Annotated in this window: 20 protein-coding genes and 1 pseudogene; 13 read left to right on the forward strand and 8 right to left on the reverse strand. The window is 61.2% G+C overall.

Features of this window, described 5'->3' with window-relative positions; all coding sequences use genetic code 11:
- Nucleotides 1-38: 38 nt before the first annotated feature.
- From cheB to ACW9HW_RS11345, 7 genes are all read right to left on the reverse strand, one after another.
- Nucleotides 39-1049 (reverse strand): chemotaxis response regulator protein-glutamate methylesterase, encoded by a 1011-nt coding sequence (gene cheB / locus ACW9HW_RS11315; protein WP_095197130.1) that lies wholly within the window; start codon nt 1047-1049, stop codon nt 39-41.
- Nucleotides 1046-3343 carry a response regulator gene (locus ACW9HW_RS11320; RefSeq protein ID WP_457399886.1) on the reverse strand — a complete coding sequence of 766 codons (2298 nt, stop codon included), beginning with the start codon at nt 3341-3343 and terminating at the stop codon, nt 1046-1048. Before ACW9HW_RS11320 ends, cheB begins: the two co-directional genes overlap by 4 nt.
- On the reverse strand, nt 3340-4023 hold the full coding sequence (locus ACW9HW_RS11325; protein ID WP_457399888.1) for a chemotaxis protein CheW: 684 nt from the start codon (nt 4021-4023) through the stop codon (nt 3340-3342). The genes ACW9HW_RS11320 and ACW9HW_RS11325 overlap by 4 nt, the downstream gene beginning before the upstream one ends.
- Entirely contained in the window at nt 4020-5315 is a 1296-nt protein-coding gene (locus ACW9HW_RS11330) for a CheR family methyltransferase (protein WP_095197133.1), read from the reverse strand. Before ACW9HW_RS11330 ends, ACW9HW_RS11325 begins: the two co-directional genes overlap by 4 nt.
- Nucleotides 5312-5848 carry a chemotaxis protein CheW gene (locus tag ACW9HW_RS11335; RefSeq protein ID WP_457399890.1) on the reverse strand — a complete coding sequence of 179 codons (537 nt, stop codon included), beginning with the start codon at nt 5846-5848 and terminating at the stop codon, nt 5312-5314. The genes ACW9HW_RS11330 and ACW9HW_RS11335 overlap by 4 nt, the downstream gene beginning before the upstream one ends.
- On the reverse strand, nt 5848-7470 hold the full coding sequence (locus ACW9HW_RS11340; RefSeq protein WP_095197135.1) for a methyl-accepting chemotaxis protein: 1623 nt from the start codon (nt 7468-7470) through the stop codon (nt 5848-5850). The genes ACW9HW_RS11335 and ACW9HW_RS11340 overlap by 1 nt, the downstream gene beginning before the upstream one ends.
- Before the next feature lie 296 nt (nt 7471-7766).
- Entirely contained in the window at nt 7767-8486 is a 720-nt protein-coding gene (locus ACW9HW_RS11345) for a tellurite resistance TerB family protein (protein WP_095197136.1), read from the reverse strand.
- Between the two features lie 208 nt (nt 8487-8694).
- On the opposite strand from ACW9HW_RS11345, the gene ACW9HW_RS11350 reads away from it, so the two are divergent.
- The 8 genes and pseudogenes from ACW9HW_RS11350 to ACW9HW_RS11385 all read left to right on the forward strand — a co-directional run.
- Nucleotides 8695-9609, forward strand: a complete 915-nt coding sequence (locus tag ACW9HW_RS11350) for a LysR family transcriptional regulator (protein ID WP_020799666.1) — start codon at nt 8695-8697, stop codon at nt 9607-9609.
- Between the two features lie 102 nt (nt 9610-9711).
- Complete coding sequence (locus ACW9HW_RS11355) at nt 9712-11199, forward strand: gamma-aminobutyraldehyde dehydrogenase (RefSeq protein WP_457399892.1); 1488 nt, start codon at nt 9712-9714, stop codon at nt 11197-11199.
- A gap of 117 nt (nt 11200-11316) precedes the next feature.
- The gene (gene ydcS / locus ACW9HW_RS11360) at nt 11317-12468 is read left to right on the forward strand and encodes a putative ABC transporter substrate-binding protein YdcS (protein ID WP_095197138.1); all 1152 of its coding nucleotides are present in this window, start codon (nt 11317-11319) and stop codon (nt 12466-12468) included.
- 216 nt (nt 12469-12684) lie between these two features.
- Nucleotides 12685-13722 (forward strand): ABC transporter ATP-binding protein, encoded by a 1038-nt coding sequence (locus ACW9HW_RS11365; RefSeq protein ID WP_095197139.1) that lies wholly within the window; start codon nt 12685-12687, stop codon nt 13720-13722.
- A gap of 1 nt (nt 13723) precedes the next feature.
- The gene (locus tag ACW9HW_RS11370) at nt 13724-14671 is read left to right on the forward strand and encodes an ABC transporter permease (protein ID WP_095197140.1); all 948 of its coding nucleotides are present in this window, start codon (nt 13724-13726) and stop codon (nt 14669-14671) included.
- A complete protein-coding gene (locus ACW9HW_RS11375) occupies nt 14661-15470 on the forward strand; it encodes an ABC transporter permease (RefSeq protein ID WP_095197141.1) in 810 nt (269 codons plus the stop codon). The genes ACW9HW_RS11370 and ACW9HW_RS11375 overlap by 11 nt, the downstream gene beginning before the upstream one ends.
- A 148-nt stretch (nt 15471-15618) precedes the next feature.
- On the forward strand, nt 15619-17043 hold the full coding sequence (locus ACW9HW_RS11380) for a gamma-aminobutyraldehyde dehydrogenase (RefSeq protein WP_457399894.1): 1425 nt from the start codon (nt 15619-15621) through the stop codon (nt 17041-17043).
- Between the two features lie 213 nt (nt 17044-17256).
- Nucleotides 17257-17436, forward strand: a pseudogene (locus ACW9HW_RS11385) (amino acid permease); the annotation flags it as partial.
- Nucleotides 17437-17605: 169 nt separating this feature from the next.
- Here ACW9HW_RS11385 and ACW9HW_RS11390 read toward each other — a convergent pair.
- Nucleotides 17606-17791 (reverse strand): hypothetical protein, encoded by a 186-nt coding sequence (locus ACW9HW_RS11390; protein ID WP_090453315.1) that lies wholly within the window; start codon nt 17789-17791, stop codon nt 17606-17608.
- A 414-nt stretch (nt 17792-18205) separates the two neighbouring features.
- On the opposite strand from ACW9HW_RS11390, the gene ACW9HW_RS11395 reads away from it, so the two are divergent.
- The 5 genes from ACW9HW_RS11395 (at nt 18206) to ACW9HW_RS11415 (ending at nt 23359) form a co-directional block, all read left to right on the forward strand.
- Complete coding sequence (locus tag ACW9HW_RS11395; RefSeq protein WP_095197143.1) at nt 18206-19831, forward strand: glucan biosynthesis protein D; 1626 nt, start codon at nt 18206-18208, stop codon at nt 19829-19831.
- Nucleotides 19832-20107: 276 nt separating this feature from the next.
- The gene (locus tag ACW9HW_RS11400; RefSeq protein ID WP_095197163.1) at nt 20108-21022 is read left to right on the forward strand and encodes a glutamate/aspartate ABC transporter substrate-binding protein; all 915 of its coding nucleotides are present in this window, start codon (nt 20108-20110) and stop codon (nt 21020-21022) included.
- A gap of 188 nt (nt 21023-21210) precedes the next feature.
- Nucleotides 21211-21957: an amino acid ABC transporter permease gene (locus tag ACW9HW_RS11405; protein WP_095197144.1), complete on the forward strand. Its 747-nt coding sequence runs from the start codon at nt 21211-21213 to the stop codon at nt 21955-21957.
- On the forward strand, nt 21957-22628 hold the full coding sequence (locus tag ACW9HW_RS11410) for an amino acid ABC transporter permease (RefSeq protein ID WP_095197145.1): 672 nt from the start codon (nt 21957-21959) through the stop codon (nt 22626-22628). The genes ACW9HW_RS11405 and ACW9HW_RS11410 overlap by 1 nt, the downstream gene beginning before the upstream one ends.
- On the forward strand, nt 22625-23359 hold the full coding sequence (locus ACW9HW_RS11415; RefSeq protein ID WP_095197146.1) for an amino acid ABC transporter ATP-binding protein: 735 nt from the start codon (nt 22625-22627) through the stop codon (nt 23357-23359). Before ACW9HW_RS11410 ends, ACW9HW_RS11415 begins: the two co-directional genes overlap by 4 nt.
- Nucleotides 23360-23565: the final 206 nt, after the last annotated feature.

Raw genomic sequence — 23565 nt, forward strand, 5'->3', positions numbered from 1 at the left:
CTGAGAACTGCCTGTGCCAGGATTGCTGCCAAGAGTGGTCATTTTGGAAAGATCTCCAGCAATCGTGGCGCTATCTTTTCCAGCGGGCGTATTTCCACGGCGGCGTCGATGGCCGCAGCCGCCTTTGGCATGCCATACACCGCACTGCTGTTTTGGTCTTGTGCAATGGTCAGGTAGCCCTGCTGGCGCATGAGTTTAAGCCCCTGCGCGCCATCGCGCCCCATGCCGGTGAGCAAAACGCCGACCGCATCGCCGTTCCAGTGACTGGCCACGCTCTCGAAAAACACATCGATCGAGGGCCGGTAGATTTCGTTGACCGGCTCGGCGGTGTAAGCCAGCGTGCCGTTTTTCAATAATCGAATGTGGTGATTGGTGCCGGCCAGCAACACGGTGCCGCTTTGCGGCATTTCACCTTCTTTGGCCAGGCGTACGTTCAGGCCACTGGCGCTGCCGAGCCATTCGGCCATGCCGGCGGCAAACACCTGGTCGACATGCTGCACCAGCACAATGGCGGCGGAAAAATCCCGTGGCAGGCCCTTGAGCAAGACCTCCAGCGCCGCCGGCCCGCCCGCGGAGGAGCCGATGGCGATCAGCCGCTGGCGCGAAGCCGAACTGCGCAGCGGGCTCGGTGCGCTGGGGGCCTGCTTGCCCTTATCGCCGATCAGCCAGCCGATGTTCATGATCTTGCGCAACAACGGTGCCGCCGCTTCCTGGGCATTGCCCGCACCGAGGGCCGGGGTGTCGACCACATCCAGGGCGCCGTGGCCCATGGCTTCGAAGACCCGGTGCACGTTCTGCTGGCGATCAACCGTGACGATGACGATGGCGCAGGGCGTTTCGGCCATGATCCGCCGAGTTGCCTCCACTCCGTCCATCACCGGCATGATCAGGTCCATCAGGATCAGGTCCGGTGTCTGCTCGGCGCATTTCTGCACCGCCTCCTTGCCGTTGCCGGCGACCCAGATCACTTCATGCGCCGGCTCGAACGCCAGTGCGCGACGCAAGGCCTCCACGGCCATGGGCATGTCGTTGACGATTGCGATTTTCATGCCCGCGCTCCTCCTATGAGCTCAACCACTGCATCGAGCAGGGCGTCGTCATGAAAACTGGCTTTGGCTAGATAATAGTCGGCTCCGGCGTCCAGTCCACGACGGCGGTCCTCTTCACGATCCTTGTAGGACACCACCATCACCGGCAGCGATTGCAGGCGGTTGTCCCGACGCAGCAATGACACCAGTTCGATACCGTCCATGCGCGGCATGTCAATGTCGGTGATCAGCAGATCGAAATCCTCCGAACGCAGGGCATTCCAGCCATCCATGCCATCGACCGCCACGGCCACGTCGTAGCCGCGGTTGAGCAACAACTTGCGCTGCAATTCGCGCACGGTCAGGGAATCGTCCACCACCAGAACCCGCTTGCGGGCTGCTTCAGCGGCTTGGTTACCGTGCCGGGCAATGCGCTCCAGACGCCCGGTGTTGAGCAGTTTGTCCACCGAGCGCAGCATGTCCTCGACATCGACGATCAACACCACCGAACCGTCGTCGAGCAGGGCCCCGGCGGAAATATCCTGGACCTTGCCCAGTCGCTCGTCCAGCGGCAGCACCACCAGGGTCCGCTCACCGATAAAGCGCTCGACCGCCACGCCATAGATCGCATCACGCTCGCGAATCACCACGACTTTCAGGGTCTGCTGGCTGCCCTGGCTCGCCGGGCGTTGCAACAACTGGCTGGCGGCGACCAGCCCGACGTGGCGGCCTTCATGCCAGAAATGCTGGCGCCCCTCGACCTGCACGATATCCGCCGGTTCCAGATCGCACATGCGTTCGATGTGGGCCAACGGGAAGGCATAGGCCTCGTCGCCGACTTCCACCACCAGGCTGCGCACTACCGACAGGGTCAGCGGCACTTCGAGGTGAAAACGACTGCCCTCGCCCGCCGTCTGCTCCAGCAGCACCGCACCGCGTAACTGACGGACCATGTGCTGCACCGCGTCCAGGCCGACACCGCGTCCGGAGACTTCGGTGACAGTATCGCGCAGGCTGAAACCCGGCAGGAACAGGAAGGTCAGCAGCTCTTCTTCGCTCAACTGCGCGGCAGTCTCGGGCGGCGACAACTGGCGTTCGATGATGCTGCGGCGGACCTTTTCCAGATCGACGCCATTGCCGTCATCGCTGAGTTCCAGCACCAGCAACCCGGCCTGATGGGAGGCGCGCAAGCGGATCAGCCCTTCTTCCGGTTTGCCGGCCAACAGCCGCTGCTGTGGGGTTTCAATGCCATGATCGACTGCATTGCGCAGCAGGTGCGTCAATGGAGCCTCAAGCTTTTCCAACACGTCGCGGTCGACCTGGGTCTTCTCGCCCTCGATCTCCAGCCGCACCTGTTTACCGAGGCTGCGGCCCAGGTCACGAACCATCCGCACCTGTCCGGTCAACACATCGGCGAACGGCCGCATGCGACAGGCCAGGGCCGTGTCATACAGTACTTGTGCGCGCTGGCCGGCCTGCCAGGCGAATTCGTCCAGTTCGGCGTTTTTCTCCACCAGCAATTGCTGGGATTCGGCCAGTAACCGGCGCGCGTCATCGAGGGCTTCCCGGGCTTCGAGGCTCAGGGCATGATCCTTGAGGTGGACGTTGAGGTTTTCCAGCGCCCGCAGCCCATTGTTTTGCATGCGCTTGAGACGCTGCATGGTGGCCAGGTGCGGTTTGAGCCGCAGGGTTTCCACCAGGGATTTGCTCGACAGATCGAGCAGGCTGTTCAACCGCTCGGCCGTCACCCGCAGCACGCGTTCGCCGTTTTCGGCGGTGCGTCGAGTCTTTTTCGGCGCGGCCACCGACTCGCCAGGCAGCGGCTCGACGACCGCGACGGGCTCTTCAACGTTTGGCGCGGGCGCTTCCAGTTGCCGCTCAGCCATCAGCGGCGTGGCCGCTGCGATGGTGGGCATGGCAGCGGCAGCCGGATCGAGCAAGCGTGCCATCAGGGCAACATACGCTTCGATGACCGCAGGCTCCGGCGCGTTGTTCGGTGTCGCGATGCGCATCAGCAGATCGGTGCCTTGCAGCAACGCATCGATGTGTTCGGGACGCAGGTACAGCCGCCCTTCCTGAGCGCTGACCAGGCAATCCTCCATGACATGGGCAACACTGACCCCGGCATCGACACCGACGATCCGCGCCGCGCCCTTGAGTGAGTGCGCCGCCCGCATGCACGATTCGAGCTGATCGGCCTGGGTCGGGTCGCGCTCCAGCGCCAGCAGGCCCGCGCTCAGCACCTGGGTCTGGGCTTCGGCTTCCAGGCTGAACAGTTCCAGCAAAGAGGCATCGCGCATTTGTTCGGGGGTCATGACAGGCTCCGGGTCACGGCGGACAACAACTGTTCTTCATCCAGCCAACGCAGGCTGCGACCTTTGAAGGGCAGCACGCCACGGGTGTATCTGGTACTGGCCTGGGTGCCGGAGCGCGACGCCGCCTCGAGGGTGCGCTCATCTATAGCGTGAATCCCGTCCACTTCGTCCACCGGCACCACCACCGGCCCTCCATTGGCGGCGATGATCAACATGCGCGGCATAATCCGCGTGCCGGAGGGCACGGTGCTGGCGCCGTCGAGCCCCAGCAACTCCACCAGCGACAGGCACGCCACCAGCGCCCCCCGTACGTTCGCCACCCCGAGCAAGGCCCGGGATCGCTGGTGCGGCAGCGAGTGAATAGCCTGCTGCGGCGCCACTTCCACCAGCGTGCGTGTGGCCAGCCCCAGCCATTCTTCGCCGAGGCGGAACATCAGCAACGAGCGGGTTTTCACCTCGCTTTCCACCGACGCGGACAGGTGAGCGCGATCTTCCTGCTGCAACGCGTAACGATCCAGCAAGCGCGTCGCGGCGGCCGAGTACACCGCGCAATTGCGGCAATGAATGTGTTCGATCAACAGCGGGCAGGACTTGTCGCCACGGATACCAATGCGGTTCCAGCAATCGTCGATGGCCTGGGCATCTTCATGGGTGACGCTAAAGGTGTCGGAGGCGATCATCGTTTACGCTCACTGTCGGCGGCGCGCTCGCTGCGGGCGGCGCGGTCCTGCAATCGTCTGGCACCCACGGTGTCGCCCTGGGATTGCAGCAAGGCGGCCAGATGCATCAACGCGTCGGGGTGTTGTGGTTCGAGGTACAACGCCTTGCGATAAAAGCCTTGGGCCTCCAGGGCACTGCCGGCGACATCGCTGAGCAACCCCAGCCAGTAAAACACCTGGGCCACGGGCTCATGGCTGCGCAGGTATATCTCGCAAGCGGCACGGGCCTCGGCACTTTTGCCTTCGTTGGCCAGCGCGGCGATATTCGCCAGCAGTGCGGCGGCATCGGAACCACCCGGTTGCGCCGCAGGCGCGGGCCGCGCAATGTTCGCAAACGGGCGCCTGGCGACCGGTGGCGGCACACCGTTGCGCACCGGTTGCGGCACCGGCAAGGGCACCGGTCTCGGTGTAGACATGTGCGTAGCAGCGAATGCCGGCCCAGGCTCTGGGTCCACGGCACTCTGGCGACTGAAGGCAAAAGATTGCGGGATGCCGATCGAGCGCATGCCCAGACGACCCAGCAGACTGCCTTCGGCCGGGCCGATAAATAGCACGCCATCGAGATGGGTCAGACGCTTGAGGACTTCGAACACCTGTTTTTGCGTCGGCAGGTCGAAGTAGATCAGCAGATTGCGACAGAACACAAAGTCATAGGGCGATTCATTGGCGAGCAGGCCTGGGTCAAGCAGATTGCCGACCTGCAAACGTACTTGCTCCACCACCCGAGCACTAAGGCGATAGCCGTCGTTTTCGGCAGTGAAATAGCGGTCGCGATAAGCGATGTCCTGGCCGCGAAACGAGTTCTTGCCGTAGAGCGCACACCGGGCCTTTTCCACCGACATCGGGCTGACATCCATGCCTTCGACCTTGAACTGGTGCGGCTTGAACCCGGCATCCAGCAGCGCCATGGCAATCGAGTACGGCTCTTCGCCGGTGGAACACGGCAAGCTGAGAATTCGCAGGGCACGCATGTTGTTGATGTCGGCCAGGCGCCTGGTCGCCAGCTTCGCCAAGGTCGCGAAGGATTCCGGGTAACGGAAAAACCAGGTCTCCGGGACAATCACCGCCTCGATCAGCGCTTGTTGCTCGTCGCGGGAGCCCTGCAAGGTGCGCCAGTATTCGTCGGCCGTTTGCACCTGGGACGCGGTGCTGCGCTGGCGCACCGCGCGCTCGATGATTGCCGGGCCGACCGACGTCACGTCGAGGCCGATACGTTCCTTGAGAAAGTCGAAAAACCGCTGATCGCTGCTCATGACAATTCCTCTATCAGCGCCGGATCAAACGGTGGTGACGGAAACAGCAATGCACGCACCTGATCGTCCAGAAGATCGGCGACCCGCACCCATTGCAGCAGTCCTTGCGCATCTTCACGAACAGGCCCGAGGTAGGGTGCCCGGGGATTGTCCAGCCCGTAGGGCTGAAAGTCCGCAGGGTTGCAGCGCAACGTGTCGGTGGCCTGTTCCAGGATCAGCCCGAGCAAATGCGCCTGCGTACGTTCATCCGCACGGTAATGCACCAGCACCAGCCGAGTGCTGGTGCGCGCCCGGGCCGGCGTGCCAAAGGTCAGCGCGCTGAGGTCGATCACCGGCACCACCGCGCCACGCCAGGCGAACACTCCCGCCACCCAGTGCGGCGCATGGGCAATCGGCTTCAAGGGCAGGCGCGGCAGCACTTCCGCCACTTCGATGGCTTGCAAGGCATAGCGCTCGCTGCCGATGCGGAACACCAGGAACAACGCATGCAACGCTTGCTTCACGGCAGGGCGTTTGGCGGTGAGTTCGCTCATCAGACTTTGAATCGCGAAACGCCGCTGCGCAGCCCGACGGCCACCTGGCTCAGTTCGTCGATGGCGAAACTGGCCTGGCGCAGGGATTCGACGGTCTGGCTGCTGGCGTCGCCCAACTGCACCAGCGCGTGGTTGATCTGCTCGGCGCCGGTGGCCTGGGCCTGCATGCCCTCGTTGACCATCAACACCCGTGGTGCCAACGCCTGGACCTGATGGATGATCTGCGACAACTGCTCACCCACCTGCTGCACTTCGGACATGCCGCGGCGCACTTCTTCGGAGAACTTGTCCATGCCCATTACCCCGGCCGACACCGCCGACTGGATCTCGCGCACCATCTGTTCGATGTCATAGGTGGCGACGGCGGTCTGGTCGGCCAGGCGCCGCACTTCGGTGGCGACCACGGCAAAACCGCGACCGTACTCACCGGCCTTCTCGGCCTCGATGGCGGCGTTAAGCGACAGCAGGTTGGTCTGGTCGGCGACCTTGACGATGGTCACTACCACTTGATTGATGTTGCCGGCCTTCTCGTTGAGGATCGCCAGTTTGGCGTTGACCAGGTCGGCTGCGCCCATCACCGAGTGCATGGTTTCTTCCATGCGCGCCAGGCCCTGTTGCCCGGAACCAGCGGCGACCGACGCCTGATCGGCAGCGGTGGAGACTTCGGTCATGGTCCGCACCAGGTCCCGCGAGGTGGCGGCGATTTCCCGGGATGTCGCACCGATCTCGGTGGTGGTGGCGGCGGTTTCGGTGGCGGTGGCCTGCTGTTGCTTGGAGGTCGCGGCAATCTCGGTAACCGACGTGGTGACCTGCACCGACGAGCGCTGGGCCTGGGACACCAGCGAGGTCAGCTCGGTCATCATGTCGTTGAAGCCGGTTTCCACGGCGCCGAACTCGTCCTTGCGCTCCAGATTCAGGCGACGGCTCAGATCGCCGGTACGCATCACCTCGAGGATCTGCACGATACGGTTCATCGGCGCCATGATCGCGCGCATCAGCAGCAGACCGCAGAGGCCGGCGGCCAGTACCGCGATCAACAGGGAAATGCCCATGATGACTTTGGCGGTAAGTACTGCATCGTCGATGGCCGCAATATCCATGTCGGCCACGGACTTGTTATGCAGCAGGATGTCATTGACCTTCATTCGACCCGCCGTCCAGGCCGGCGTCAGCTGTTCTCTGAACAGCTTGATGGCATCGGCATCCTGATTGCGTTTATGCAACTCAATCACGGCGGCCAGAATCCGGTGGTATTCCTCGTGGAGTTTCTGGAACGCGGCGTACTCGGTCCGGTCTTCATCGTCGGTGATGGTCTGGCGATAAAGCTCCATCTGCTCTTGCAGGCGCGCGGAATACCCCTTGAAGTCCGCGGCATCCTCATTGTTGAAGCCCTGCCCTTCTTCAAGGCCAAGCTTGGCTTGTATCCGCAGATAACTGTCGGACCAGGCGCCGCGAATCATCGAACTGTAAAACAACCCCGGCAACGCATCCTCGCGCACGCTTGCTTCGCTGGTTTCGATCTTCAACAGCCGCGAGTAGGAAACGACCACCATCAGCAACATGATGGCGATGATGACTGCAAAACTCGCCAAAATGCGTTGGCGCAACGTCCAGTTCTTCACAGGCTGTCCTCGGGGGTAATTCGAAATGCGGGGGAGTATAGCCGAGGGCGGTGTTTCATTTATAAGACGGGTGCGCACCACTTCTCATCCTGCCGGAAAAAGGCAGGATTGGCTCTGGAGGGGACTGTCCGCGGGAGGTGTGCCAGTGGTGATTTGGCAGAATGGGGCCGTGGTTCGGTCATGGAGGAGATGGCGTGGCGCAATACGCTTTCGCGAGCAGGCTCGCTCCCACAGTGGTCTTGTGCACATCAATCCATTGCAGGAGCGAGGCTTGCCCGCGAAGTCGGCCTGAAGGTTTACACAGCAGCCAGCCGTACCTGTTTCTCCAGCTCAGCCTTCAACCCCGGCTCCAGCTTGAGCTGACGCGCCAGTTCATCGAGGTAGGACTTCTCCATGAAGCTCTCCTCGTCCACCAGCATCACACTGGCGATGTACATCTCGGCGGCCATTTCCGGGGTGCGGGCGGCGCGGGCGACATCGCTGGGGTCCAGTGGTTTGTTGAGTTCGGCGTGCAGCCAGTTGTGCAGCTCCTGATCGTTGTCGAGTTTGGTGAACTCACCCTCGATCAGCTCGCGCTCACGTTCGTCGATGTGACCGTCAGCCTTGGCCGCGGCCACCAGGGCTTTGAGAATCGCCTGGCTGTGCTGCTCGACTTGCGCAGCGGGCAAGCGGTCGAGCGTCTGCGGCTCTGCCTTCGATGCGCCGCCCTGCTGGGCCTGCCAGTTTCCATAGGCTTTGTAGGCCAGCACGCCCAATGCGGCGAGGCCGCCATAGACCGCGACTTTGCCGCCCACTTTTCGCGCTTTCTTGCTGCCCAGCAGCAACCCCATGGCACCGGCCGCCAGTGCACCGCCGCCGGCGCCCGACAGCAAACTGCCAAGCCCGCCCGAACCGCCGTTACCACCAAGCAACCCGCCCAACCCACCAGACGCCTTGTTCTGCGCCCCACCGGCCTTGTTCTGCAACATGTCCTGGCCCGACTTGAGCAGCTGATCGAGCAATCCACGGGTGTTCATTTTCTGCCTCCACTAAAAGGTTTTACCGAACCTTGAGGCCACCAGCCTAGTTCGAAAGTGCCCAAAGTCTGCCCACGAGAGTGCTTCCAGATGTTGCTCCGCCCGTTTTTCAACTTGCCGCGTGAGACGTGCGGCTTGCAGCTGCTTTCAGAAATTTAGATATACGCTCGAATAAATCGATAAAAACCGCCCACCGGGTACGCTCTCCATGATGACCTTGCGTCAGATCCGTCATTTCATTGCCGTGGCCGAGACCGGCTCGATCTCCGCCGCTGCGCAAACCGCGTTTATTTCCCAGTCCACCCTGACCCTGGCGATCCAGCAGCTGGAGCAGGAAATCGGCGTCGGCCTGTTCAACCGACACGCCAAGGGCATGACCCTGACCCACCAGGGTCATCAGTTCCTGCGCCAGGCACACCTGATACTCGCCACGGTCGACAACGCCAAACGCAGCCTGCAACAGAGCACTGACCAGGTCGCCGGGCAGTTGATCGTCGGGGTGACCAGCCTGGTGGCCGGTTATTACCTGGCGGATTTGCTCACCCGTTTCCAGCGCGCCTACCCCAACGTCGAAATCCGCGTGATGGAGGACGAACGCCCTTACATCGAGCATTTGCTGGTCAGCGGCGAGATCGATGTAGGCGTACTGATTCTTTCCAATCTTGAAGACCGCCACGCCTTGCAGACCGAGGTGTTGACCCATTCACCCCACCGACTCTGGTTGCCGGCCCAGCATCCATTGCTGGAACACGACAGCATCAACCTCGCCGACGTGGCCCGCGAGCCGTTGATCCAGCTGAACGTCGATGAAATGGATCGCAACGCCCAGCGCATGTGGACGGCCGCCTCGCTGCAGCCTCGCATCACCTTGCGTACGGCCTCGACCGAGGCAGTGCGAAGCCTGGTGGCCGCCGGGCTGGGGGTGTCGATCCAGCCGGACATGACCTACCGCCCCTGGTCACTGGAGGGCGACATCATTGAAGCGCGGCCCATTGCCGACCTGAGCCAGACCCTCGACGTCGGCCTGGCCTGGCGTCGCGGCACCGCCCGCCCAGCGTTGGTGGACCCCTTCCTGACGGTTGCCCGCGAGCAGCCCCACGGCGGACGCAAGCCATCTATTTAATCGAACGGCACCTTCAGTATTTAGTATTTGTCGACCTCGGGTCCGCGCACTAGTCTTGATCCATCTATATAAGACGGTCGGGCCCCAGTCACAGGGAGCAGCATGGCCACACAAGAAAAGAGAACCCGAAAAATGGCTGGCGCGCAGACCCCGTTGTTCACCGCGTTGTTGATCGATGGCGAATTGGTCGCGGGCCAGGGTTTTGTCGAACCGATCCTCAATCCGGCTACCGGCGAAATCCTGACGCAGATCGCTGAAGCCAGCACCGAACAGGTCGAGGCCGCCATCCTGGCCGCTCACCGCGCCTTCGCCAGTTGGTCGCGCACCACACCGCAGCAGCGCTCGAACCTGCTGCTGGGCATCGCCGATGCCATCGAAAAAAACGCCGATTTGCTCGCCCGCCTCGAAGCCCTGAACTGCGGCAAGCCGTTGCACCTGGCCCGTCAGGACGATTTGAGCGCCACCGTCGACGTATTCCGCTTCTTCGCCGGTGCCGTGCGTTGCCAGACCGGCCAGCTCAGCGGTGAATACCTGCCCGGCTACACCAGCATGGTGCGCCGCGATCCGATTGGCGTGGTGGCGTCGATTGCGCCATGGAACTACCCGATCATGATGGCCGCGTGGAAAATCGCCCCGGCCCTGGCCGCCGGCAACACTTTAGTGTTCAAGCCATCGGAGCACACCCCCCTGTCGATCCTGGCCCTCGCCCCGTTGCTGGCCGAGATCCTGCCACGCGGTGTGATCAACATTATCTGCGGTGGCGGCGAAGGGGTTGGCAGCCACTTGGTCAGCCATCCCAAGGTGCGCATGGTGTCGCTGACCGGCGATATCGTCACCGGCCAGAAAATCCTTCAGGCCGCCGCCAAAACCCTCAAGCGCACTCACCTTGAACTGGGCGGCAAAGCCCCGGTGATCGTCTGCAACGACGCCGACATTCAGGCCGTGGTCGACGGCGTGCGTACCTATGGCTACTACAACGCTGGTCAGGACTGCACGGCGGCGTGCCGGATTTATGCACAGGCCGGGATTCACGACCGCCTGGTGGCCGAACTCGGCGTGGCGGTCAGCAGCCTGCGTTTCGCCGGCAAGCGCGATGCCGACAATGAAATCGGCCCGCTGATCAGCACCCGCCAACGCGACCGCGTGGCCAGCTTCGTCGAACGTGCCCTCGGCCAGCCGCACATCGAACGGGTAACCGGCGCAGCGGTGCATTCCGGCGCCGGTTTCTATTACCAGCCGACCTTGCTGGCCGGCTGCAAGCAGGGCGACGAAATCGTCCAGCGCGAAGTGTTCGGGCCGGTGGTGACCGTGACCCGTTTCGATGAACTGGAACAAGCAGTGGACTGGGCCAACGATTCGGAATACGGCCTGGCGTCCTCGGTCTGGACCCAGAACCTCGACAAGGCGATGCAAGTCGCCGCGCGCTTGCAGTACGGCTGCACCTGGATCAACAGCCATTTCATGCTGGTCAGTGAAATGCCCCACGGTGGGCTCAAGCGTTCGGGCTACGGCAAAGACCTGTCCAGCGACTCACTCCAGGACTACAGCGTGGTGCGGCACATTATGGCCCGGCATGGCCGGGAGCTTTAAGCGGCAAGCTACAAGCTGCAAGTCAAAGCCGTGCGCGACTCGCTGTTACTTGCAGCTTGCGGCTTGAAGCTTGCAGCTACTCTCAATCAACCACTAATAAACAAAAGAGAGGTTTCCATGTTCGTGCACAAGACCGCACTGCTCAGTGCAATCACCACCGCGCTGCTGGCGAGCGCCACCCTCCAGGCCGCCGAGCCGCTCAAGGCTGTCGGCGCCGGCGAAGGTCAGCTGGATATCGTGGCATGGCCCGGTTACATCGAACGTGGCGAAAGCGACAAGGCCTACGACTGGGTGACCGGTTTCGAGAAGGAAACCGGCTGCAAGGTCAATGTGAAAACCGCTGCCACTTCCGATGAGATGGTCAGCCTGATGGCCAAGGGGGGCTACGACCTGGTGACGGCGTCCGGCGACGCGTCCCTGCGCCTGATCGTCGGCAAGCGTGTGCAGCCGATCAACACCGCGTTGATCCCGAACTGGAAGAACCTCGACCCGCGTCTCAAGGACGGCCCTTGGTACGTCGTCAATAAACAAACCTACGGGACTCCGTATCAGTGGGGGCCGAACGTGCTGATGTACAACACCAACGTATTCAAGACAGCGCCGGACAGCTGGAGTGTGGTGTTCGAAGAGCAAACCTTTCCGGACGGCAAGTCCAACAAGGGTCGGGTTCAGGCTTACGACGGCCCGATCTACATCGCCGATGCGGCGCTGTACCTCAAGGCAAAACAGCCGGAACTGGGCATCAAGGACCCGTACGAACTCAATGAAGCGCAGTACAAAGCGGCGCTGGACCTGCTTCGCAAGCAACAGCCTTTGATCCACCGCTACTGGCATGACGCGACCGTACAGATGAGTGACGTCAAGAACGAAGGCGTGGCAGCGTCCAGTACGTGGGGCTACATGGTCAACGGCCTGGTGGCTGACAAACAGCCGGTGGCCTCGGTCATTCCAAAAGAAGGTGCAACAGGCTGGGCCGACACCACGATGCTGCACGTCGACGCCAAGCACCCCAACTGCGCCTACAAGTGGATGGACTGGTCGCTGCAACCGAAAGTCCAGGGTGATCTGGCTGCGTGGTTCGGCTCGTTGCCAGCAGTACCGGCGGCGTGCAAGGAAAGCGAGTTGCTGGGCGCCGAGGGCTGCAAGAACAACGGTTTCGACAACTTCGACAAGATCGCCTTCTGGAAAACCCCACAAGCTGAAGGCGGCAAATTCGTGCCCTACAGCCGCTGGACCCAGGACTACATCGCGATCATGGGCGGTCGCTAATCCGACCGCCCCTTGTGGGAGCGAGCCTGCTCGCGAAGAGGGCATCACAGTCAAATCAACTGCTGACTGATTCACCGCCTTCGCGAGCAGGCTCGCTCCCACATTGGATCACCGCCGTGCCGCTACCGCGCGCGGCCAACAGATAAAAGATGTCGTTTTTTCAGAAGTCCAGGCAGGGCCGCTGCGACGGCTCTCGCCTTTTCGGAGCACCGCACCATGACGCTTGCAGTCCAGTTCACCAACGTTTCCCGTCAGTTCGGCGAAGTGAAAGCCGTTGACCGGGTTTCCATCGACATTCAGGACGGCGAGTTTTTCTCCATGCTGGGGCCTTCCGGCTCGGGTAAAACCACTTGTCTGCGCCTGATCGCCGGTTTCGAACAACCGAGCGCGGGCTCGATCCGGATTCATGGCGAGGAAGCCGCCGGGCTACCGCCGTATCAGCGTGACGTGAACACCGTATTCCAGGATTACGCGCTGTTCCCGCACATGAACGTTCGCGACAACGTCGCCTACGGTTTGAAAGTCAAAGGCGTCGGCAAAGCCGAACGCTTGAAACGCGCCGAAGAAGCCCTCGACATGGTCGCCCTCGGTGGCTACGGCGAGCGCAAACCGGTGCAGCTCTCCGGTGGCCAGCGCCAGCGCGTGGCCCTGGCCCGTGCGCTGGTCAATCGGCCACGGGTGCTGCTGCTCGACGAACCCCTCGGTGCGCTGGACCTGAAGCTGCGCGAGCAGATGCAAGGCGAACTCAAGAAGCTGCAACGCCAACTCGGCATCACCTTCATTTTCGTCACTCACGACCAGACCGAAGCACTGTCGATGTCCGACCGCGTCGCCGTGTTCAACAAGGGCCGCATCGAACAGGTCGATTCGCCACGCAACCTGTACATGAAACCTTCGACTACCTTCGTCGCCGAGTTCGTCGGCACCTCCAACGTGATTCGCGGCGACCTGGCGAAGCAGTTGAGCGGTAATCCACAACCGTTTTCGATTCGCCCCGAACACGTGCGTTTCGCCGAAGGCCCACTGGCCAGCCATGAAATTGAAGTCAGCGGTCTGCTGCACGACATTCAGTACCAGGGCAGCGCCACCCGCTATGAACTGAAGCTGGAAAACGGCCAGACCCTGAACATCAGCCAGGCCAACAATCAGTGGCTGGATGTCAGCGCCCAGCACCAGACCGGGCAACGCCTCAGCGCACGGTGGGCCCGTGAAGCCATGGTCCCGCTGTTCGACACCGTTGCAGGCGGGGTGTGACATGAGCACCCTGGCCATCTCGCAAACCCCGTCCGGCGGCTCGCCGCTGCGCAGGTTTTCCAACCTGCTCTACCGCCGGCCGAACCTGTACCTGTCGATGCTGCTGGTGCCACCGCTGTTGTGGTTCGGCGCCATCTACCTGGGCTCGTTACTGACGTTGCTGTGGCAAGGTTTCTACACCTTCGACGACTTCACCATGGCGGTCACACCTGACCTGACCCTGGCGAACTTCGCCGCGCTGTTCCAGCCATCGAACTTCGACATCATCCTGCGCACCCTGAGCATGGCTATCGTAGTGTCCATCGCCAGCGCCATTGTCGCGTTCCCGATTGCCTATTACATGGCGCGCTACACCACCGGCAAGACCAAAGCGTTTTTCTACATCGCGGTGATGATGCCGATGTGGGCCAGTTACATCGTCAAGGCCTATGCCTGGACCCTGCTGCTGGCCAAGGGTGGCGTGGCACAGTGGTTCGTGCAGAACCTGGGGCTGGAACCGTTGTTGCAGTTCGTGCTGGGCATTCCCGGTGTCGGCGGCAGCACCTTGTCGACCTCGCACCTGGGGCGCTTCATGGTGTTCGTCTACATCTGGCTGCCGTTCATGATCCTGCCGATCCAGGCTTCGCTGGAACGCCTGCCGCCTTCGCTGCTGCAAGCCTCGGCAGACCTGGGCGCCAAGCCGCGCCAGACCTTCATGCAGGTGATTCTGCCGTTGTCGATTCCCGGCATTGCCGCCGGTTCCATCTTCACGTTTTCGCTGACCCTCGGCGATTTCATCGTGCCGCAACTGGTGGGTCCACCGGGGTACTTCGTGGGCAGCATGGTGTATGCCCAGCAAGGCGCGATCGGCAACATGCCGATGGCCGCCGCCTTCACCCTGGTGCCGATCGTGCTGATCGCCATCTACCTGTCCATCGTCAAACGACTGGGGGCCTTCGATGCACTCTGAGAAAGCTTCACTCGGCCTGAAAATCGCAGCCTGGGGCGGGCTGGTGTTCCTGCACTTCCCGATCCTGATCATCTTCCTGTACGCCTTCAACACCGAAGACGCGGCGTTCAGCTTTCCGCCCAAGGGCTTCACCCTGAAGTGGATCGGCGTGGCGTTCTCGCGACCGGACGTGCTGGAAGCCATCAAGCTGTCGCTGCAGATTGCCGCCGTCGCGACCTTGATTGCATTGGTCCTGGGCACCCTGGCTTCAGCGGCGCTGTATCGCCGGGACTTCTTCGGCAAGCAAGGGATCTCGCTGATGCTGATCCTGCCGATCGCCCTGCCGGGGATCATCACCGGGATCGCGCTGTTGGCAACCTTCAAGACGCTGGGCATCGAGCCTGGGATGTTCACCATCATCGTCGGCCACGCGACCTTCTGCGTGGTGATCGTCTACAACAACGTCATCGCCCGCTTGCGTCGCACCTCCCACAGCCTGATCGAGGCCTCGATGGACCTCGGCGCCGACGGTTGGCAGACCTTCCGCTACATCATCCTGCCCAACCTCGGCTCGGCGTTGCTGGCCGGCGGCATGCTCGCGTTCGCGCTGTCGTTCGACGAAATCATCGTCACCACCTTCACCGCCGGCCATGAACGTACGTTGCCGCTGTGGCTGCTCAACCAGCTCAGCCGCCCTCGGGACGTGCCGGTGACCAACGTCGTCGCGATGCTGGTGATGATCGTGACCATGCTGCCGATTCTCGGTGCCTATTACCTGACCCGTGGCGGGGAGAGCGTGGCGGGGAGTGGCGGGAAATAAATCAGAAACAGACAGCGAATATCCCCTGTGGGAGCGAGCCTGCTCGCGAAAGCGGTATGACATTCAACACAGATGTCGACTGCCAGGCCGCCTTCGCGAGCAGGCTCGCTCCCACAAAAACAAGAACTGCTTTGAAGAGGACAATGCCATGCAAACCCAACTCTTGATCAACGGCCAACTGGTCAACGGCGAAGGCCCCGCCCAACCGGTGTTCAACCCGGCACTGGGCCGCGTGCTGGTAGAAATCAACGAAGCCAGCGAATCCCAGGTCGACGCCGCCGTGCGCGCCGCCGATGCCGCGTTCGCCAACTGGTCGCACACGCCGCCGAAAGAACGTTCGCTGCTGCTGCTCAAACTCGCCGACGTCATCGAAGCCCACGGCGAAGAGCTGGCCAAACTGGAATCTGACAACTGCGGCAAGCCCTACAGTGCCGCGCTGAACGACGAGATCCCGGCGATTGCCGACGTGTTCCGCTTCTTCGCCGGCGCCAGCCGCTGCATGAGCGGTTCGGCCGGTGGTGAATACCTGCCCGGCCACACCTCGATGATCCGTCGCGACCCGGTGGGCGTGATCGCCTCCATCGCGCCATGGAACTACCCGCTGATGATGGTCGCCTGGAAAATCGCCCCTGCCCTCGCCGCCGGTAATACCGTGGTACTCAAGCCGTCGGAACAGACCCCGCTGACGGCGTTGCGTCTGGCCGAACTGGCGTCGGAGATTTTCCCGGCCGGAGTGCTCAACCTGGTGTTCGGCCGTGGTCCTACCGTGGGTAGCCCACTGGTCACTCACCCGAAAGTGCGCATGGTGTCGTTGACCGGCTCGATCGCCACCGGTTCGAACATCATTTCCAGCACCGCCGACAGCGTCAAACGCATGCACATGGAACTGGGTGGCAAGGCTCCGGTGATCATCTTCGACGACGCTGACATCGACGCCGCCGTGGAAGGCATCCGTACCTTCGGTTTCTACAATGCCGGCCAGGACTGCACCGCTGCCTGCCGGATTTATGCGCAGGAAGGCATCTACGAGAAATTCGTCGAGAAGCTCGGCGCCGCGGTCAGCCGCATCAAGTACGGCTTGCAGGATGACCCGGCCACCGAACTGGGCCCGCTGATCACCGCGCAACACCGCGACCGCGTGGCCGGTTTCGTCGAGCGTGCCGTAGCCCAGCCGCACATCCGCCTGATCACTGGCGGCAAAGCGGTGGATGGCAACGGCTTCTTCTTCGAGCCGACGGTGCTGGCCGACGCTCAGCAGGATGACGAAATCGTCCGCCGCGAAGTGTTCGGGCCGGTGGTGTCGGTGACCAGGTTCACCGATGAAGCCCAGGTGCTGGGTTGGGCCAACGACTCCGACTACGGCCTGGCGTCCTCGGTGTGGACCGCCGACGTCGGCCGCGCCCATCGCCTGTCGGCGCGGCTGCAGTACGGCTGCACCTGGGTCAACACCCACTTCATGCTCGTCAGCGAAATGCCCCATGGCGGTCAGAAACTGTCCGGCTACGGGAAGGACATGTCGATGTATGGCTTGGAGGATTACACCGTTGTGCGGCATGTGATGTTCAAGCACTAAAAAAAGCATCGCTGGCAAGCCAGCTCCCACAAGGGTCACCACTGAACCTGTGGGAGCTGGCTTGCCAGCGATTGCGTCACCTCGGTTTCAAGGTCGACCGGGATTACGCACCACCAAGTTTCAAACACAACAAAACCACCGATCCGGGCCGCGCCCCAAGGCCCCGCCACGGCATCGGCCATCCGAAATCTGCCGATTTTCCGGCGCAAACACATGAGTTCATCATCCGATCTCACTGCAGTCGTTACCGACAGCGATGCCGAGCAACTACGCAAACTGGGCTACACCTCCAACTTCAATCGCAGCATGAGCCTGTGGGAAAACTTCGCCCTGGGCTTCACGTATCTCTCGCCGGTCGTAGGGGTTTATACCCTCTTCCGCCTGTGCTTCGCCTTTCCCAATCGTTGGTGCTTGTAGCTGACCGGACAAATCGAGCGGATAAAAAAGGGAACCTGTAGGAGCGAGCTTGCTCGCGATGGATTCAAGAGCGCCGCGTACAACCAGTAAGCACGCGTAATCGTTCACGACCATCGCGAGCAAGCTCGCTCCTACAGAGGCCCACTCAAAACCTTGAAACACTCCTCATCGCATCCACCAGATACCGCATCGCAATCCGGTCGCTCTCCGACAGTTCGCGATAACGTTCCACCAGTTTCATTTCCTCGGAGTTCAGTCGACGTCTTCGCCGGCCAGTGGATAGGCACGGAAAGATTCCCAATATTTCGGTGATGCCTTGTACTTTCGACATGGACGATGTCCTTCTCTACGTCAAAGAAAACTTCAGAAACCGCATCGCCCTATTCTTTTTTCAGCAGCTCCTTGTGCCAACTGAACTGCACCGGCCCGAAGGGCATAAACCGGTCATGAGCACAGAATAGAAATATTCCGGGCGCTGAAAAGCGGTTTTTAGAGTAATTAATCGAAAAAAGCAGAAATGCCCTGCAAATCAGAAGTCGCTGTCGGAATTGTTTCCCGACATGTCTTGTTTCACTCATGCGCTAGCGCCGTGCCATCAATCAATTTTGATCTGCCATCGAACGGTTTAAGCTATCCGACATCTGTTTAAAGTCCGATGCGTTTGGCCGAAGGCATGTCCGAACCGTTATTTCTGATCCAGCACGTGCCAGGAACGGCGCGGGATTGTTCACGACAGGTTGAATTTATGCACCGCAGGAATTTGCTCAAAGCCTCCATGGCCATTGCGGCTTACACCGGTTTGTCCGCCACCGGCCTGCTCGCCGCCCGCGCCTGGGCCGCCACCGGGGCCGCCGATGGCGAAGCCCGGTCGTTCGACTTCGAAGCCTTGAAGATCCAGGCCAAGCAGCTCGCCAGCAATCGCTACCAGGACACCAAGCAGGTATTGCCACCGACCCTGGCGACCATGACCCCGCAGAACTTCAACGCGATCCGCTACGACGGCGCCCATTCGCTGTGGAAAGAAAACAAGGGGCAGCTGGATGTGCAGTTTTTCCACGTCGGCATGGGCTTCAAGCAGCCGGTGCGCATGTACAGCGTCGATCCCAAGACCCGCATGGCCCGCGAAGTGCATTTCCGCCCGTCGCTGTTCAACTATGAAAACACCACGGTCGACACCAAGCAGCTCACCGGCGACCTGGGGTTTTCCGGTTTCAAACTGTTCAAGGCCCCGGAACTGGACAAGCACGACGTGGTGTCTTTCCTCGGCGCCAGCTACTTCCGCGCAGTGGATGCCACCGGCCAGTACGGCTTGTCGGCCCGCGGTCTGGCGATCGACACCTACGCCAAGAAGCGCGAAGAATTCCCCGACTTCACCAAGTTCTGGTTCGAAACCCCGGACAAGGACAGCACCCGCTTCGTGGTCTACGCCCTGCTCGACTCGCCAAGTGCCACCGGTGCCTACCGTTTTGACATCGATTGCCAGGCCGAGCGCGTGGTGATGGAGGTGGACGCACACGTCAACGCCCGCACCGCCATCGATCAACTGGGCATTGCACCGATGACCAGCATGTTCAGCTGCGGCACCCACGAACGGCGGATGTGCGACACCATTCACCCGCAGATCCACGACTCCGATCGCCTGGCGATGTGGCGCGGCAATGGCGAGTGGATCTGCCGTCCGCTGAACAACCCGGCCAAACTGCAGTTCAACGCCTTCGCCGACAAGGACCCGAAAGGTTTCGGCCTGGTGCAGACCGACCACGAGTTCGCCAGTTATCAGGACACCGTCGACTGGTACAGCCGGCGCCCAAGCCTGTGGGTCGAACCTACGACGGCGTGGGGCGAAGGCTCGGTCGATCTGCTGGAGATCCCTACCACCGGCGAAACCATGGACAACATCGTCGCCTTCTGGACGCCGAAGAAACCGGTGGCGGCCGGCGATTCGCTGAACTACGGCTACAAGCTGTACTGGAGCGCACTGCCACCGGTCGGCACGCCGCTGGCGCGAGTCCACGCGACCCGCTCCGGGATGGGCGGCTTCACCGAAGGCTGGGCGCCGGGCGAACATTACCCGCCAGTCTGGGCTCGCCGGTTTGCCGTGGACTTTTCAGGCGGAGGCCTGGATCGCTTGCCCGAGGGTGCCGGCATTGAACCGGTGGTCACCTGTTCGAACGGAGAGGTCAAGGATTTCAGCGTGCTGGTGCTCGATGACATCAAGGGCTATCGCATCCTGTTCGACTGGTACCCGACCAATGACAGCGTAGAACCCGTCGAACTGCGCCTGTTCATCCGCACCAACGACCGCACGCTCAGTGAAACCTGGTTGTACCAGTATTTCCCGCCGGCTCCGGACAAGCGCAAATACCCCTGATCCAGGGTTGCGCCCATTCAGCATTCGGTTTTCCGAACGCGACCTGTCGGTCGGTTCGGTTAACCGGATCATTCAGCGTTAAAAACCCCGCCACAAATAATTAATTTCCTTATAAATCAATTAGTTGATTCATTCATCCTGGCCTGGCACGGGTCATGCTCTACACTTCTTCGATGAATGCCTGTTGTGCCAACACTTCAGGAGCCATCAGGCATTCGCAGCACAAAAGGGCCGATGAACTGGCTCCATAAAAAAAACAATGTCGAGGAAAATTTGATGCGCATCGTTCCCCATATCCTGGGCGCAGCCATTGCTGCCGCTCTGATCAGCACGCCAGTTTTCGCCGCCGAACTCACCGGCACCCTGAAGAAAATCAAAGAGTCCGGTGTTATCACCCTCGGGCATCGTGACGCTTCCATTCCTTTCTCCTACATCGCGGACGCTTCCGGCAAGCCGGTCGGCTACTCCCACGACATCCAGCTGAAAGTCGTCGAAGCCCTGAAAAAAGACCTGGACATGCCGAACCTGCAGGTCAAGTACAACCTGGTCACCTCGCAAACCCGTATCCCGCTGGTGCAGAACGGCACCGTGGACCTGGAGTGCGGCTCCACCACCAACAACGTCGAGCGTCAGCAGCAAGTTGACTTCTCCGTCGGCATCTTCGAAATCGGTACCCGCCTGCTGTCCAAAGCAGACTCCAAGTACAAGGATTTCCCGGATCTGGCCGGCAAGAACGTCGTGACCACCGCCGGCACCACCTCCGAGCGCATCCTCAAGGCGATGAACGCCGACAAGCAGATGGGCATGAACGTCATCTCCGCCAAAGACCACGGCGAGTCCTTCCAGATGCTGGAAACCGGCCGTGCCGTTGCGTTCATGATGGACGACGCCCTGTTGGCCGGTGAAGCCGCCAAGGCCAAGAAGGCAAGTGACTGGGCCGTGACCGGTACTCCACAGTCCTACGAAATCTACGGCTGCATGGTGCGTAAAGGCGACGAGCCGTTCAAAAAGGCTGTAGACGACGCCATCAAGGCGACCTACGCATCGGGCGAGATCAACAAGATCTACGAAAAATGGTTCATGCAGCCAATTCCGCCGAAGAACCTGAACCTGAACTTCCCGATGAGCGACGAGCTCAAGGCCCTGATCGCCAATCCGACCGATAAAGCGGCTGACGACAAGAAATCCTGATTTCTGACTAACCTTATCTCCCAAGAGGGCCTGTGCCCTCTTGGGAGGTTGTCACTCCCTGCTGGCATTTTTGGAAACACTCGGACCGGTGGCTGTCGAGCCGATCGTGTGTGCCTGCCCTTCAAGAGCAGGCGGGAACGGAGCTTCCCCCAAGCGGGTACATCGATTGATCTCAAGGGGAGACCCTAATGAATTACAACTGGGACTGGGGCGTGTTCTTCAAGTCCACCGGCGTGGGCAGCGAGACTTATCTCGACTGGTTCATCTCCGGGCTGGGCTGGACCATCGGCATCGCCATCGCGGCCTGGATCATCGCCCTGATACTGGGTTCGGTCCTGGGTGTCATGCGCACCGTGCCGAACCGCATCGTATCGGGCATCGCCACCTGCTACGTCGAACTCTTCCGTAACGTGCCGCTGCTGGTTCAGCTGTTCATCTGGTACTTCCTGGTGCCCGACCTGCTGCCGCCGGATTTGCAAGAGTGGTACAAGCAGGACCTGAACCCGACCACCTCGGCCTTCCTCAGCGTCGTCGTGTGCCTGGGCCTGTTCACCGCAGCCCGCGTTTGTGAGCAAGTGCGCACCGGCATCCAGGCGCTGCCAAAAGGCCAGGAATCCGCCGCCCGCGCCATGGGCTTCAAACTGCCGCAGATCTACTGGAACGTGCTGCTGCCCCAGGCTTACCGGATCATCATTCCGCCGCTTACCTCGGAGTTTCTCAACGTCTTCAAGAACTCGTCCGTGGCTTCGCTGATCGGCCTGATGGAGCTGCTAGCGCAGACCAAACAGACCGCGGAGTTCTCGGCCAACCTGTTCGAAGCGTTCACCCTGGCCACGCTGATCTACTTCACCCTGAACATGAGCCTGATGCTGCTGATGCGCATGGTCGAGAAGAAAGTCGCCGTACCGGGCCTGATTTCCGTAGGGGGTAAATGATGGAATTCGATTTCTCGGGCATCATCCCGTCCCTGCCGGGCTTGTGGAACGGCATGATCATGACCCTCAAGCTGATGGCCCTGGGCGTGGTCGGCGGGATCATTCTCGGCACCCTCCTGGCCCTGATGCGCCTGTCCCACAACAAACTGCTGTCGAACATCGCCGGCGCCTACGTCAACTATTTCCGTTCGATTCCGTTGCTGCTGGTCATCACCTGGTTTTACCTGGCGGTGCCGTTCGTGCTGCGCTGGATCACCGGCGAAGACACCCCGATCGGCGCATTTGCCTCCTGCATCGTGGCCTTCATGATGTTCGAAGCGGCGTACTTCTGCGAAATCGTCCGCGCTGGCGTGCAGTCGATTCCCAAGGGGCAGATGGGTGCCGCCCAGGCGCTGGGCATGAACTATGGCCAGATGATGCGCCTGATCATCCTGCCGCAAGCGTTCCGCAAGATGACCCCGCTGTTGCTGCAACAGAGCATCATCCTGTTTCAGGACACCTCGCTGGTCTACGCCGTCGGCCTGGTGGACTTCCTCAATGCTTCGCGCGCCAGTGGCGACATCATTGGCCGCTCCAATGAGTTCCTGATCTTCGCAGGTCTCGTGTACTTCATCATCAGCTTTGCCGCCTCGCAGCTGGTCAAGCGTCTGCAAAAAAGGTTCGCCGTATGATCTCTATCAAAAACATCAACAAGTGGTATGGGGACTTCCAGGTGCTGACTGATTGCAGCACCGAGGTCAAAAAAGGCGAAGTGATCGTGGTGTGCGGGCCGTCCGGTTCCGGCAAATCGACCCTGATCAAATGCGTCAACGCTCTGGAACCGTTCCAGAAAGGCGACATCGTGGTCGATGGCACCTCCATTGCCGACCCGAAGACCAACCTGCCGAAGCTGCGCTCGCGCGTGGGCATGGTGTTCCAGCATTTCGAACTGTTCCCGCACCTGACCATCACCGAAAACCTGACCATCGCGCAGATCAAGGTGCTGGGCCGCAGCAAGGAAGAAGCCACCAAGAAAGGCCTGCAACTGCTGGAACGTGTCGGCCTCTCGGCTCACGCCCACAAGCACCCGGGCCAACTGTCCGGTGGCCAGCAGCAGCGTGTGGCGATTGCCCGTGCGCTGGCGATGGACCCGATTGTCATGCTGTTCGACGAACCGACCTCGGCACTGGACCCGGAAATGGTCAACGAAGTGCTGGACGTGATGGTGCAACTGGCCCACGAAGGCATGACCATGATGTGCGTGACCCACGAAATGGGCTTCGCCCGTAAAGTGGCCGACCGCGTGATCTTCATGGACCAGGGCAAAATCATCGAAGACTGCAAGAAAGAGGAGTTCTTCGGCGACATCAGCCACCGCGCCGAGCGTACGCAGCACTTCCTCAACAAGATTCTGCAGCACTAAGAAAGACACCGCTCCCCAAATGTGGGAGCGGGCTCTGTGGCGAGGGGATTTATCCCCGTTGGGCTGCGAAGCGGCCCCAGCATTTCATTGTTAAACCGCATGCATCGGGTTTACGACTGCTGCGCAGCCGAACGGGGATAAATCCCCTCGCCACAAAAGCCCGCTCCCACAGGGGATGGTGTTGGTTCACGATCAAGTGTTGTGGT

It is taken from the genome of Pseudomonas sp. SDO5532_S415 (assembly GCF_054071155.1).